This window comes from Pseudomonas sp. GD03862 (assembly GCF_029840855.1).
In the GTDB taxonomy this organism is placed as follows: Bacteria; Pseudomonadota; Gammaproteobacteria; order Pseudomonadales; family Pseudomonadaceae; genus Aquipseudomonas; species Aquipseudomonas alloputida.
This window is the reverse complement of record NZ_JAOCDI010000078.1, coordinates 1-13478: the sequence shown is the minus strand read 5'-3', so window position 1 is coordinate 13478 and position 13478 is coordinate 1. Positions and strand designations below refer to the sequence as shown.

12 protein-coding genes are annotated in these 13478 nt (G+C 62.7%); 8 read left to right on the top strand and 4 right to left on the bottom strand.

What is annotated here, in order from left to right:
- On the bottom strand, nt 1-2817 hold a 2817-nt coding region (rapA, locus tag N5D53_RS26885; RefSeq protein ID WP_279841097.1), incomplete at its 3' end, for an RNA polymerase-associated protein RapA.
- 150 nt (nt 2818-2967) lie between these two features.
- Here rapA and N5D53_RS26880 point away from each other — a divergent pair.
- The 8 genes from N5D53_RS26880 (at nt 2968) to N5D53_RS26845 (ending at nt 8369) form a co-directional block, all read left to right on the top strand.
- The gene (locus N5D53_RS26880; RefSeq protein WP_104960937.1) at nt 2968-3663 is read left to right on the top strand and encodes a hypothetical protein; all 696 of its coding nucleotides are present in this window, start codon (nt 2968-2970) and stop codon (nt 3661-3663) included.
- 63 nt (nt 3664-3726) lie between these two features.
- On the top strand, nt 3727-4056 hold the full coding sequence (locus N5D53_RS26875) for a hypothetical protein (RefSeq protein ID WP_010952305.1): 330 nt from the start codon (nt 3727-3729) through the stop codon (nt 4054-4056).
- A gap of 68 nt (nt 4057-4124) precedes the next feature.
- The gene (locus tag N5D53_RS26870; RefSeq protein ID WP_003254864.1) at nt 4125-4286 is read left to right on the top strand and encodes a hypothetical protein; all 162 of its coding nucleotides are present in this window, start codon (nt 4125-4127) and stop codon (nt 4284-4286) included.
- A gap of 135 nt (nt 4287-4421) precedes the next feature.
- Nucleotides 4422-4538 carry a cytochrome c oxidase subunit CcoM gene (gene ccoM, locus N5D53_RS26865; protein WP_003254862.1) on the top strand — a complete coding sequence of 39 codons (117 nt, stop codon included), beginning with the start codon at nt 4422-4424 and terminating at the stop codon, nt 4536-4538.
- Between the two features lie 205 nt (nt 4539-4743).
- Nucleotides 4744-6732 (top strand): FUSC family protein, encoded by a 1989-nt coding sequence (locus N5D53_RS26860; protein ID WP_266024997.1) that lies wholly within the window; start codon nt 4744-4746, stop codon nt 6730-6732.
- Complete coding sequence (locus N5D53_RS26855) at nt 6719-6925, top strand: DUF1656 domain-containing protein (RefSeq protein WP_010952308.1); 207 nt, start codon at nt 6719-6721, stop codon at nt 6923-6925. Before N5D53_RS26860 ends, N5D53_RS26855 begins: the two co-directional genes overlap by 14 nt.
- A 12-nt stretch (nt 6926-6937) precedes the next feature.
- Nucleotides 6938-7807, top strand: coding sequence for an HlyD family secretion protein (locus N5D53_RS26850; protein WP_003254857.1), 870 nt, complete (start codon nt 6938-6940; stop codon nt 7805-7807).
- Nucleotides 7808-8030: 223 nt separating this feature from the next.
- A complete protein-coding gene (locus N5D53_RS26845; protein WP_104960939.1) occupies nt 8031-8369 on the top strand; it encodes a DUF2025 family protein in 339 nt (112 codons plus the stop codon).
- A 14-nt stretch (nt 8370-8383) separates the two neighbouring features.
- Here N5D53_RS26845 and N5D53_RS26840 read toward each other — a convergent pair whose 3' ends face one another.
- From N5D53_RS26840 to N5D53_RS26830, 3 genes are all read right to left on the bottom strand, one after another.
- A complete protein-coding gene (locus tag N5D53_RS26840) occupies nt 8384-10969 on the bottom strand; it encodes an EAL domain-containing protein (protein WP_190869645.1) in 2586 nt (861 codons plus the stop codon).
- Between the two features lie 51 nt (nt 10970-11020).
- A complete protein-coding gene (locus tag N5D53_RS26835) occupies nt 11021-12094 on the bottom strand; it encodes a diguanylate cyclase (protein WP_104960941.1) in 1074 nt (357 codons plus the stop codon).
- Nucleotides 12095-12371: 277 nt separating this feature from the next.
- Complete coding sequence (locus N5D53_RS26830) at nt 12372-13268, bottom strand: formate/nitrite transporter family protein (protein ID WP_064492938.1); 897 nt, start codon at nt 13266-13268, stop codon at nt 12372-12374.
- Nucleotides 13269-13478 lie beyond the last annotated feature (210 nt).

The following is a 13478-nucleotide window of genomic DNA, read 5'->3' as shown; positions in this document are numbered from 1 at the left end:
CAGGCGCAGGGCGGCCTTTTCCAGCATTGCCAGGCCATCTTCGCGCCGCTTGCGCAGGGCGTCGATTTCGCTGTCACGCACACTTGGGTTGACCGCTTGCAATGCCACCAGGCGCGCCAGCTCTTCGTCGGCCTCGGCTGTCAGGCGGCGCTGGGCTTCGGCCACGCGCTCGTTGTGGGCCGGCAGGATCTTCTCCTCGCCGCCACTGATACGCTTGGCCAGCACATCGCGCTGGGCCTGGACGAACTTGTTGGCGCTGGCGCGCGGTACACTCTCGAGCTGGTCGTTGAGGGTTTCGAAAGCAACGCGTGACGCCAGGTCGTTGCCATTGGCGTCGAGCAGGCAGCGCAGTGCCGCCGGCGGCAGGTAGCGGCCCAGTTGCAGGCTACGGGGTGCCACCACCTCGCTGACGAACAGCAGTTCAAGCAGGACAGTGCCTGGTTTGAGCGCTTTGTTCTTGATCAACGCCACGGCGGTGTTGCCCATCGAGCCTGACAGCACCAGATCCATGCCGCCCTGTACCATCGGGTGCTCCCAGGTGAGGAACTGCATGTCCTCGCGTGACAGCGCCTGGCCACGGTCGTAGGTGATGGTCACGCCTTCATCGTCGCCCAGCGGGAAGCTGGCATCGAGCATCTTCTCGCTCGGCTTGAGGATCAGTGCGTTCTCGGAATGGTCTTCGCTGTCGATGCCGAAGGCGTCGAACAGGGTTTCCATGTAGATCGGCAGGGCGAACTGGTCGTCCTGTTCGAGAATGGCCTCGACCAGCGCCTGACCTTCGCCGGCGCCGCCGGAATTGAGTTCCAGCAGGCGGTCACGGCCAGTGTGCAGTTCGGCTTCCAGGCGCTCGCGTTCGCTGCGGGCGTCGGCCACCAGGGTATCCCAGGCCTTGTTTTCGCCGCCTTCGAGCAGCGGCAGCAGGCGTGGGCCGAACTGGTGCTGCAGGGCATTGCCGGTGGGGCAGGTGTTGAGGAAGGCGTTGAGGCCTTCGTGGTACCACTGGAACAGGCGCTCTTGCGGGCTTTCCTGCAGGTACGGGATGTGCAGCTGGATAGTGTGCTTCTGGCCGATCCGGTCAAGGCGGCCGATGCGCTGTTCGAGCAGGTCGGGGTGCGCCGGCAGGTCGAACATCACCAGGTGATGAGCGAACTGGAAGTTGCGGCCTTCGCTGCCGATTTCCGAGCAGATCAGCACCTGGGCGCCAAACTCTTCATCGGCAAAGTAGGCAGCGGCACGGTCACGCTCGAGGATGCTCATGCCTTCATGGAACACCGAGGCCGGGATGCCGGAGCGCACGCGCAGGGCGTCTTCCAGGTCCATGGCGGTTTCGGCGTGGGCGCAGATCACCAGCACTTTGGTGCGCTTGAGCATCTTCAGGGTGTCGATCAGCCAGTCGACGCGTGGGTCGAAACGCCACCAGCGCTCGTCATCGGCCACTTCACCCTGGGCCTGGAAGGCAACTTCCGGGTACAGCTCGGCGTGCTCGCCGGCTGGCAGGTCGCGGTATTGCTCGGGCGTGGGCAGCGGGTAGGGGTGCAACTGGCGCTCGGGGAAGCCCTGGATCGCCGCACGGGTGTTACGGAACAGCACGCGGCCGGTGCCGTGGCGATCCAGCAGCTCGCGAATCAGCCGTGCGCTGGCCTGGGTATCGCCGTCGCTGACTGCCGCCAGCAGGGCTTCGCCTTCGGCACCCAGGAAGCCCAGGATGGTGGCGTGGGCCTTGGGCGACAGGCGGCCTTCGTCGAGCAGTTCCTGCACCGCCTCGGCCACCGGGCGGTAGTGCTCGCTCTCGGCGCGGAAAGCGGCCAGGTCATGAAAACGGTTGGGGTCGAGCAGGCGCAGGCGGGCGAAGTGGCTGTCCTGGCCAAGCTGCTCGGGGGTGGCGGTCAGCAACAGTACGCCCGGAATCACTTGGGCCAGTTGCTCGACCAGGCCGTATTCGGCGCTGACCTGGTCTTCGTGCCAGACCAGGTGGTGGGCTTCGTCGACGACCATCAGGTCCCAGCCAGCGGCAAACAGCGCGTCCTGGGCCTTTTCGTCATCGACCAGCCACTCCAGGGCAACCAACGCCAGTTGGGCATCCTCGAACGGGTTGCTGGCGTCGCTTTCGATGAAGCGCTCGGCGTCGAACAGCGCCACTTGCAGATTGAAGCGCCGGCGCATTTCCACCAGCCACTGGTGCTGGAGGTTTTCCGGCACCAGGATCAGTACGCGGCTGGCGCGACCCGACAGCAGCTGGCGGTGAATGACCAGGCCGGCTTCGATGGTTTTGCCCAGGCCCACTTCGTCGGCCAGCAGAACGCGTGGGGCGCTGCGGTCGGCGACTTCACGGGCAATGTGCAGTTGGTGGGCGATGGGCTGTGCGCGGCAGCCGCCCAACCCCCACAGTGCCGACTGCATCTGCTTGCTGGTGTGCTGCAGGGTGTTGTAGCGCAGGCTGAACCACGACAGTGGGTCTATCTGCCCGGCGAACAGGCGGTCGCTGGCCAGGCGGAACTGAATGAAGTTCGACAACTGGGTTTCAGGCAGGGTGCGAGGCTGGTTCTGCCCGTCCAGGCCGTGGTAGACCATCAGCCCGTCGATGTCCTCGACCTCGCGCACGGTCAGCTTCCAGCCCTCGAAGTGGGTGATCTGGTCACCTGGCGAGAAGCGCACGCGGGTCAGCGGCGCATTGCGCAGGGAATACTGGCGGGTGTCGCCAGTGGCCGGGTAGAGCACGGTCAACAGGCGGCCATCCTGCGCCAGGATGGTACCCAGGCCGAGCTCTGCTTCGCTGTCGCTGATCCAGCGTTGCCCCGGTTGATACTGCTGCGCCATACTGCCTGAACTCCCGCGATGAAAAAGCCGATTATGTTAACGGATCGGCCGGTCAGACCAAAGTGCCGATAGCACCGAAAGGTATCGAAAGGCACAGTCTAGTCGTTTCATCGCCCTGCACAGCGCCGCCGACGAGGGCCCCGGATCAACATGTCTGCCAAGCACCGCTGGATCAGCGCTTCGATGGCCGTGGGCAGCCTGGTGCTGCTGAGCGCCTGCGAGCAGAAAAACTTTGAGACATTGCCCCCCATTCCGATGGAGCAGCTTGAGGTACTGGGCGTGCAGACGCCGATAAAGAGCGTGCACTTTCGTGACAGTGACGGCGAAGGGCTGCTGGTCCTGAGCCGCAGCGATGGCCAGGCCAGCGACCTGGAAAGCGAACAGGAAGTGGACAAGGTGGTGCTCAAGGCCACCTTGTACGGGCGCACGGCCGAGAGCGACGCCTTCAAGGCGCGTTGGCAGGTCGAGCAGGAAACGACCTGCCCGGGGCTGGACCTGGACGTGGACTTCTATAATGACGTCAGTGACGTCAGCGACCTGAACAAGAATGGGGTGGCCGAGATAACGGTGGCCAGCCATGCATTCTGCGGCGGCGGTATCGACCCGCATGACATCGCCATCGAGATGCGTGAAGGGCAGGCCAGTTACACCATTACCGGCCAGTCGCTGATCACCCCGGCGGGCGAGGAACCGGTCGGTGGTGAGCGCGAGGACAGCGCTTCGCTGAAAGCCGCGCCGCAGGTATTGCGCGATCATATGGATGCGGTTTGGCAGCAGGTGTACAAGCGGCCCTGGAGCGAGGCCAGCCCGCCAGTCGACGACGAGCCGGGTGACGAAGCCGAGTAAATGTTGTCCATGACATCAAGGTAAAGCTGCGCCTGCCGATACAGGGGGCATAGGAGAACGTCCATGCTGCCGCCGATCATTCCGCTCAGTGCCGCCCCGGTCACCTCGCAACAGGACCCGGTCAAGCCAACCCCCGACGTCAAGCCGGTGGTGCCGACGCAGCCTGCGTCCGGCGAAAGTGCCATTGACCTCAAGCGCCAGCGCGACCCGCAGGAGCAGGTATTGTTGCTGCGCGATGAACAGCGCCGCCAGCAGCAACGCCGGAACAAGGGCGAGCAGGAACGCTACGAGGCCGTCCCGGGTGACGAGGTCAATGCCGACAACACCGTGCCGGTAGCGCCATTGATGGGCGAGCATGTACGCCAAGGGCTGCTGGTGGACATCGAAGTCTGATACGGGGCTGGTCAGCGCCTGCGCCTGGCTTCATCATGCAATTCTCTGTTGATCGTCGAGCCCACCCCATGAGCCAAGACAACCTCATCGATTTCGATGCCGAACGTGCCAAGCGCGTCCACGACCTCAAGGAAAAGCGGCTGAACGAAATGCGCAATGCTTTCGAGCAGGCCCTGCCATTGAGTACCAGCAAGAAAAAGAAGCCCAAGGGCAAGCCTAAGAAGCGTTGAAACTTGACGCAGGTCAACCCTGCGCCCCCCTCGCGTGCCCGGCCTCGGGCACCATTGACACTGATCAATTTTCCCCGCCGCCACATTGGTTAACGTGTACCCATCGGACAACGGCAAACGAATGGGGAGGCCAGCATGTTCTTCGACAACGTGGTTATCGCCGGTGTGGTAACGGTCGGGCTGATGGTCGCCTTCTTTGCCGGTCTGGGCATTTTCATCTGGAAGGACTCGAACAAGCGCAAGCCGCGCTGACCTTCCGGGTACACGAGCACGCAAGGCATTTAGGGCGACTTCGGTCGCCCATTTTTTTTGCCTGCATTTTTTATTGTCTGAGCTGTCCCTTTCAATGCAGGCCAATCGAATATACATGATTAGCTAGCTAATTAATCGTTTCCGCTTTATCCTGCTCATCATTGTCTATCTTTTCAGCAAGACTTTTCCCCGCAAGGTCCGCCTCGTGCCCATCACCTTTCAGGCCCTGTTCGCGCCCAGCAGCCTCGCCCTCAAGTTTGCCATCAAGACCCTGCTCGGGGGCGGCCTGGCGTTGTGGCTGGCGATGCGCTGGGGGCTGGAGCAACCCTCCTGGGCATTGATGACTGCTTTCATCGTCGCCCAGCCGCTATCGGGCATGGTGGTGCAGAAAGGCTTGGCGCGGTTGGCAGGCACGTTGGTCGGCACAGTCATGTCGGTGCTGTTCATCGGCCTGTTCGCCCAGACCCCCGGCCTGTTTCTGCTTACCTTGGCGCTTTGGCTGGCGCTGTGTACCGCCGCGTCCACCCAGTTGCGCAGCGCCTGGGCCTATGCCTTCGTGCTGGCCGGCTACACCGCAGCGATCATTGCCTTGCCGGCCATTGACCACCCCCTGCAAGTATTCGACCAGGCCGTGGCTCGCTGTACCGAGATCTGCCTGGGTATTTTCTGTGCAACAGCCAGCAGTGCCTTGCTCTGGCCCATGCGGGTCGAGCAGCAACTGGGCGGGCAGGCGCGGCAGGCCTGGCAGAACGGCCTGCAGGCCGCCAGCGCCATGCTGGGCGGAGAGGACGAGGCGCGTAAAGGCCTGCTGGAAAGCCTGGGGCGCATCGTTGCCATCGACAGCCAACGTGAACATGCCTGGTTCGAGGGCAATCGCGGGCGCCAACGTGCCCGTGCCATTCGTGGCCTTAGCCAGAAACTGATGGTGCTGTTGCGTATTTCCCGTTCGGTGCGCCGCCAGTGGCGGCAACTGGATGAGGGTGAGGTCGAGCATCTGACGCCCTGGTTGCAGGAAGTGCGCACGCTGCTGGCCCAACCCGATCAGCCCAGCCTGCTGTTGTTGCGTCAGCGAATCTGGGATGCCGCCCACGATGAGCAAATCAGTTCGGCGGAGCACTTCTGCCTGGCGCGCATGGCCCTGCTATTGGACTATGCCATGGCCGCCAGCCAGGCACTTGAGGATGTGGAGGCGGGCAGGGCGCCCAAGGACGTGTCCCAGGGGCTGGCCGCGCACCGAGACTGGTCGCTGGCCTTGCTGTTCGGCTCGCGCAGCGCGCTGGCCTTCCTGGTAATGAGTGGTTTCTGGCTGGCCACGGCCTGGCCTTCGGCCCCCGGTGGCCTGGTGCTGACCTGCGTGGTCTGCAGCCTGTTCGCCAGTCGCGAGAACGGCGCACAGATCGGCCTGAGTTTTCTGCGCGGGATATTCCTGGCGATACCGGCGGCGTTTGTGGTCGGGCAGATCATGCTGCCGCAATGGAGCAGCTTCGCCATGCTCTGCCTGGGCATGGGCGTGCCACTGTTTCTTGGTGCACTGGGCATGGCCCATCCGCGTACCGGGGCTACGGCCACTTCCTATTGCCTGCACTTCATTGTGCTGGTGTCGCCGCTCAACGCCATGCAGTTCGGCGTGGCGAGCATGCTGAACAGTGCCCTGGCCATGCTGGTGGGGGTGTCGGCAGCGGTCATGGCCTTTCGCTTACTGGTGTTCCGCCATCCGGCCTGGCTGGGCCGGCGCTTGCGTGCTGCAACGCAGAACGACCTGGTGCGCCTGACTCGGCGCGACCTGCGCGGGGCTGACAGCTGGTTTGGCGGGCGCATGGCCGACCGGCTGATGCAACTGGCGCGGCATGCCAGTGAATTACCGGAAGGCGAACGCAAACGTTGGGATGACGGCCTGCACGGGCTGGATATCGGCGACGAACTGGTGCACCTGCGCATGTGCCTGGCGGTCGCCCAGGCCCCTTTGGGGCGGGCCGAGCGCGAGTACCTGCAACACGTGGAGGCAGCGCTGGCCAAAGGGCCTGCTGCCGGGCGTGGGCAGCTGCTGGATGCTGCCAGTGAGCAGTTCATTGCGGCCTTGCGTCGGCTGCCAGCCAGCGACCCGCTTCGCCTGGCCGAGGGGGCGGTACTGCAATTGCAGAAAAGCTGGGGCAAATGGTGCCGCTGGCAGGAGGACACCCATGGGTTTGCGTGAGTGGGAAGTGGGCGGTGTGCTGCTCAGCCCGTTTTTGCTTTATGTGTTGTTGGCGCTGCTGCTCACCGGCCTGCTGCGCCTGGTGGTGCATGCCACACCGTTGGGGCGCTGGATCTGGCATGAAGCGCTGTTCGACGCTGCGCTGTTCGTCTGTGTGTTGTTCCTGGTGGTACGTCTGTCTGGGACTTTATAAAGGAGTGTTTCGATGCGTGCGGCCGTACGTATTCTGGTGACCCTGTGTGTGGTGGCCCTGGCCGTGTTGGCCGGCTACCAGCTGTGGCAGTACTACATGCTCACCCCATGGACGCGCGATGCCCGTGTGCGCGCCGATGTGGTGGTGATCGCACCTGATGTGTCTGGCTGGGTTCGTGAACTCAAGGTCCATGACAACCAGCAGGTCAAGGCTGGCGACCTGTTGATGAGCATTGACCGCGAGCGCTTCCAGGCCGCGTTCGATCAGGCCAGCGCGGTGACCGAGACCCGCGCCCAGCAACTGCGCTTGCGCGAGCGTGAAGCAGCCCGGCGTACTGCTTTGGGGCCAGAGGCGATCAGTGCCGAGTTGCGTGAAAACGCCCAGATCAATGCCGCCATCGCACGTGGCGAGCTGCATGAAGCCGAGGCGCAGTTGCAGGTGGCCAGGATCAACCTGGCGCGCAGTGAAGTGCGGGCCCCGCGCAGCGGGCATATCACCAATCTGCGTCTGGCCGAGGGCAATTATGTGAACACCGGGGAATCGGTGATGGCGCTGGTGGATGATTCGACGTTCTACATCCAGGCCTATTTCGAGGAAACCAAGTTGCCGCGCATTCGCGTTGGGGACACTGTGAAGGTGTGGCTGATGGGCACGGGTGAACCGATGCAGGGGCACGTGGAGAGCATCAGCCGCGGCATCACCGATCGCAACAGCAACCCGGACAGCCAGTTGCTGCCGGAGGTAGAGCCGACTTTCAACTGGGTGCGACTGGCCCAGCGCATACCGGTGAGGATTCGCCTGGATCAGGTGCCGGAAGGGCTGACCTTGAGTGCGGGGATGACGGCGAGTGTGCAAGTGCACGAGGACCGCGACCCGCAGTGATGGTGCTGCCTCAATAGACAGATATGTAATGTTCGAAGCGGTACAGCCGGGTCGTGTGGTGAAGGCAGTCCAGCTCCAGTACGCCGACGACGTCGGGCAAACACGAAATAACTTGGCGAGCGGCCCGCCAGTTGCGTTAGGCTGCCGTTGTGAGTTGCCCGACAGAGGCAACCCTTTTCCCGCCTGGCGTGCGTATCTTCCGATTTCATTGCGAGGTTACGCCATGGCCATCACTTCCCAGGATATCTGCAACGCCGCCGATCAGCTAAAGGGCTTTGTCGGTTTTCACGGCAAGCGCGGTATTCATATCGTACGTTTCTCCGAGGACGCGTTCGGCATGGACGTGGCCGACGCCAGTATCACCCCCTGCAGCGAGTTTGTCTGGCGGCCCGAGCAAGGGCAGCGCATGGTGCTGTGCCGCGAACGGCTGTCGCTTTTGCTGGATCAGCATGTGGATGACCGCTTGAACATTGGTGAACCGCTGCGCGCCTACCTTCGCCGCTGTGATCTGCCTGAAATCGTGGCGCAGCGCAGCCTGCAGCAGCGCACCCAGTCTGTTTAGGAGCAAAGCCGGGTCTACAAAGGCTGTGCAGTGTTTTGGGAGGGTTGGTGCAACAACGCCGTCAACCCGGCGCTGTCCAGGGGCTTGCTCAGGTAATAGCCTTGCACTTCATGGCAGCGGTCATTTTCCAGCGACTTGAGTTGATGTTCGCTTTCCACGCCTTCGGCTGTCACTGTCAGCCCCATCGCTTCGCCCAGGTTGATGATGGCCTGGACCACAGCGCGGTCGCTGCCGCCGTTGTTGTTCAGGCCGCTGATGAAGCGCTTGTCGATCTTGATGCTGTCGAACGGGTAGGTACGCAGGTAGCCCAACGACGAATAGCCGGTGCCGAAATCATCCATGTTCAGGCGCACCCCTAGCTCCTTGAGCGACAGCATGGTGCCTAATGCGCCTTCGATATCGTTGAGCATCACGTTCTCGGTAATTTCCAGTTCCAGGCGTTGGGCGGGGAAGGCCGTGTCGAGCAAAGTTTCGCGCACGTCCGCTACCACATCGCTGCGCAAGAACTGGGCAGGCGACAGGTTGACCGAAACCAGCACGTCGGCCGGCCAGTCATGGGCAGTGCGGCAAGCTTCGCGAAGCACCCAGCGGCCCAGCGCAACAATGATGTCGCTCTGCTCGGCCAACGGGATGAAGGTGTCCGGCCCCAGCAACCCTTCCTGAGGATGCCGCCAGCGCACCAAGGCCTCGACCGCGACGATACGCAGGTCGTCGAGGCGGTAGCGCGGCTGGTAATGCAGCTCGAACTCCTCATTGCGCAGGGCCCGGCGCAGGTCGTTCTCCAACTGGCGGCGGTACTGGATCTGCTGGTTCATTTCGGCAACGAAGTAGCGCCATGTGTTCTTTCCATCGGCCTTGGCCTGGTACAGGGCGATGTCGGCGCAGCGGATCAGCTCACCTGCATCGAAGCCCTGGTTGCGCGTCTGGGCAACGCCAATGCTGGCACCAATGTGCAGCGGCTGGTTTTCGAAGACGATGGGTTGCTGCAGCAGGCCGATCAGGCGCGCACAGAAGCGGTCGATCTCGCTGCTGTTGTCCATGCCGCTGAGTACCAGGATGAACTCGTCGCCGCCCAGGCGCGCGACCAGGTCGCCATCGCGGGTGGTGTCGCGCAGGCGCGTTGCCACTTCTTGCAGCACGGCATCTCCGGCAGCATGACCGAGCGAGTCGTTGATCGGCTTGAAGTTGTCCAGGTCCAGCAGCAACAAGGTCAGCGGCGGCGAGTCACTGCCGCGCAACAAGGCCTGCTCCAGGTGCCGGGCGAGCTTGTTGCGGTTGGCCAGCCCGGTCAGTGGGTCGTGCAGCGAAAGGTGCTGGATGCGCGCATGGGCGTCGACTTCGTCGGTGATATCGCTGGCGGTACCCCGAAAACCGATGGCCTTGCCATCGCGCCAGATAGCGCGGGCGGATATCCGGCAGTAGCGGTTCTGGCCATTCTGGTCGCGGTAAGTGCAGCGCAGGTTGGCCAATTGCTGTGGCTCGGCCGTAGTCAGGGCGTCCAGCCAGGGTGACAGCGGCGTGGTATCGCAGGCCAGCAACTGGTTGAGCGGGTGGCCCAGCCAGCCGTCTACCGGGTAGCCGGTGACGTTGGCGAAGCGCTGCGACAGGTAGGTCAGGCGTTGTTGCCGGTCGGTTTCCCAGATCCAGTCGGATGCCGACTCGGCCACCGCCCGGAACCGCTGCTCGCTGGCCTCCAGGGCCTGGTTGCTTTGTTGCAGATGCACGAGCGTGAGGCCGATTGCCCGGGAGCTGCGCAAGGCATGGCGGAACAGGTACAGCATCACCAGCCCAAGTATCAGTAGTGCGCACAACAGTGCTGGCAACACTGCCCACAGCATCTGTTGCCCCGGCAGCGGGCTGTTCCAGGTCAGATGGTAGCCGGTGTCGCCCAGGTCGATGCGCAGGTGGTTGTGATCCTGCCTATCCTCCTTTTCCACGTGCATGCCGGTCAGGCCGGCGCCTTTACCCAACTGCGCCAGTTTGCTTTCGGTGAGCTGGTCAATGAACAGCATGACCGGCGCCTGGCTCACCTCGCTGTCGGTAACCTCCCGGTCCGGGCGCACGGCTGCTGCACTGAGTGCGGCCGGCCAGCCATTGAACAGCACGAAACGGGTGACCTGCTCGCGTGAAATAGCCGCCGCGCGGGCCTGTTCGATGATCGGCTGCAGGGGTGTGTCTATATAGCTGTCAGCGCCTGCCTGGCTGGGCTGGCCTTTGAACAAGGCATAGGTGGTGCGGTCGTTTTCCACTACGAACACCCCTTCGTAGCCGCTGGCGCTGTACAGCGACTCGCCTACGTTCTTTTCCTCGTAGGCCCATTGCCAGTCGGCTTGGCCCGACAGGTGCTCGAAGGCTGCATCCCATACGGCATAGCTGGACAGAAACTGGCGCGAGGCGAGCAGCCGTTGTTCCAGCGCCTGGGTCGCATGGAAGGCGCTACGCTCGCGCTCCTGTTGGTCGAGCGTGCGGGCGATATTGAACAGAGCGCCGAGAATGACCAGGCAAGCCAGGCCGAACACTGCGCTGAAACCGGCAATGAGGTGGCGTACCTGAAAGCGCGGTGTGGGGCTAGCGGGTGAAAGCTTGGCGGTCCTGGCCATGCGCGAGCGGCTCCTTCAGGCAACCTCCCGCCAGGCAGTCAGGAAGGAGGTTCAATCAGGATAGGCCAGCCTGAGCGTGGCAGCTTCACCGCGGGCAAAATTGACCTGATCGCGGCCAGCGTGCTTGGCGATGTACAGCGCCTTGTCTGCCTGTTCGAGCCAGTGCTCGGGGGACTCGAGGCTGGCCTGGAAGGGCGACAGGCCGATACTTAGGCTGATGCGCAGGTGCGGTAACTGTGGGTTGCGGTAGCTGGAAACCCGCTCGCGCAGACGCTCCATGGCTTGGCAGGCCTGGGCTTCGCTGGTTTCGGGCATGATCACGCAGAACTCGTCGCCGCCGTAACGCCCGGCCTGGTCGCCCTCGCGCAAACTGCGCCGCAGCTCAGCACTGAGCTGGCGCAGTACACAGTCGCCGACCACATGGCCAAAGGTGTCGTTGATGGTCTTGAAGTGATCGATGTCGATCAGGGCAATCACCGCGTGCCCCTGTTGTTGCTTGCACGCCTGGAACTTGAGCTGCAGCAGGTCCTTCCAGGCACCGTGGTTGAACAGCCCGGTCAGGCTGTCGGTCAGGCTCAGGGCGCTCAGCCGGCGCTTGTGGTCGCCCAGCTTGATCGCAAGCTGGTAGCACACCCAGCCCAAGGCCAGCGGGTACAGCGCCAGCATGGGCAGGCACGCATAGACCTGCTGGGGCGTGGCGGTCAATTGCAAGCCAGGGCCGAGCAGCAGGATGGCGGCGAGCATGCCAGCCAGTTGCGCCAGCACCCCGCGAAAGACCATGCGCTTGCCGCCGGCGGCGACGTTGTTCATCGTCATCATCGCCAGCACGGTCACGCTGGGCAGCGGGTTGAAGTGCATGGCGGCGGTCCAGAACCCGCCCATCAGCGAGTCCAGCAGGAGGTTGCGCTGTTCCGCCTGGTAAGGCGTTGTCGAGCGGGCAGCCCACAGGTAGGCCACGTGCGGCCACAGTAAACCATTGAACAGTAACAGCAGCCATGCCCAGGAGGGGGGCGACAGCGGCGCAATGGCCGCCATGACAGTGAACAGGCCGATTCCCAGGCCAATGACCCGCGGCAGGTAGATGCGCTTGACGAATGAAAGTCCTTTGCCGTTGCGGTTATCCATAGTGCTCACAGTTTTCTGTCGGTGTACCGTTCATCGCATAACACGCATGAATATTGTTGAACAGTGTGTTATCGGCGAGGAATGACCTTGCAAGCCAATTCACGGTTGATTCGATCACGGTGGGGCAGTTGATAACCAGGCTCAGGTACTACTGAGCACTCGCAGGCGGGGGCGGGGCAACCTGGACTCACCGCAGACGGGCAAACTGATGGGTAGCCCCTGGCCTGTGAGTGAGCAGGACCAGGGGCATGAACTCACCGTAGCGGCACGCTGAGTATCATTTGTGCTCATGTCTGCTGCGCGCGGACTGGGGCTGGTCGTCGTTCAGAAGCCGCGAGGGTGGTTTGCCACTGTCACTGCGCACTTGTGCATGGCTGATCAAGGCGAAGATGAAACTGCCACCGATGATGTTGCCCGCCAGCGTCGGCAGTGCAAATTCCAGCCAGAAGCGGCTCCAGGTTTCGTCGCCAGCCCACACCAGGTAGGACACTTCGACTGACCCCACTACTATATGAGTGAAATCGCCAAGGGCCATCAGGTAGGTGATCATCAGAATGATCCAGATCTTGGCGTGCTCCATTGAAGGGATCATCCAGACCATGGTGGCAATCATCCAGCCTGAGACTATGCCCTTGGCGAACATCTGGCTGATGTCGTTCTTCATTACCTTGCGACCGACCTCCAGGAATGCCACATCGGTCTTGCTGTCGAATATCGGCAGTTCCAGCATCACCCAGGCCACCAGCAGGGTACCTGCCAGGTTGCCAAGCAACACCACGCCCCAGAGGCGTAGCAGGCGTCCGAAGTTGGCCAGCGTAGGTGCGGTCATGACGGGCAGCACCGCGGTGAGCGTATTCTCGGTGAACAGTTGCTGGCGGGCCAGGATCACGGCAAGAAAGCCCGCGCTGTAGCCGATGCTGGCGACCACCTGGGCACCATCGCCTTCTGGCAGGCGGGCGTAGAATAGCCCCATGGCCATCAACGACAGCCCCATGGACAGGCCGGCGGCAAGTGCCGACCACCACAACGCGGCAAGTGTACGTTCCAGCTCCTGGTCGCCCTGGTAGCGAATGATTTCGTGCAGCACTGCCGCCCGTGGCGGTTGGCTGTGGCTGACCTCCTGCTCTTCATCTGCAGAGAGGCCGGGGGTTTTCTCGCTTTGCCCATTGCTCATGGCCGCTACGCTCCGTGGTGTGTTTCTTTACAGATCCACGGCGCTTTCATTAGTTGCCGGTTAGCGGCAAAACGGTGTTGGAAAAGTTTTTCAGAACAAGGTGTTGACTCTGATTTCAAAGCGCGTATTATTCGCCTCCTCGCAGCGATGAACGCTTCGGGGCAAGCGGTAAGTTGTTGAAGTTGTTAGCTTTCGAAAGAAAGCGGTAGT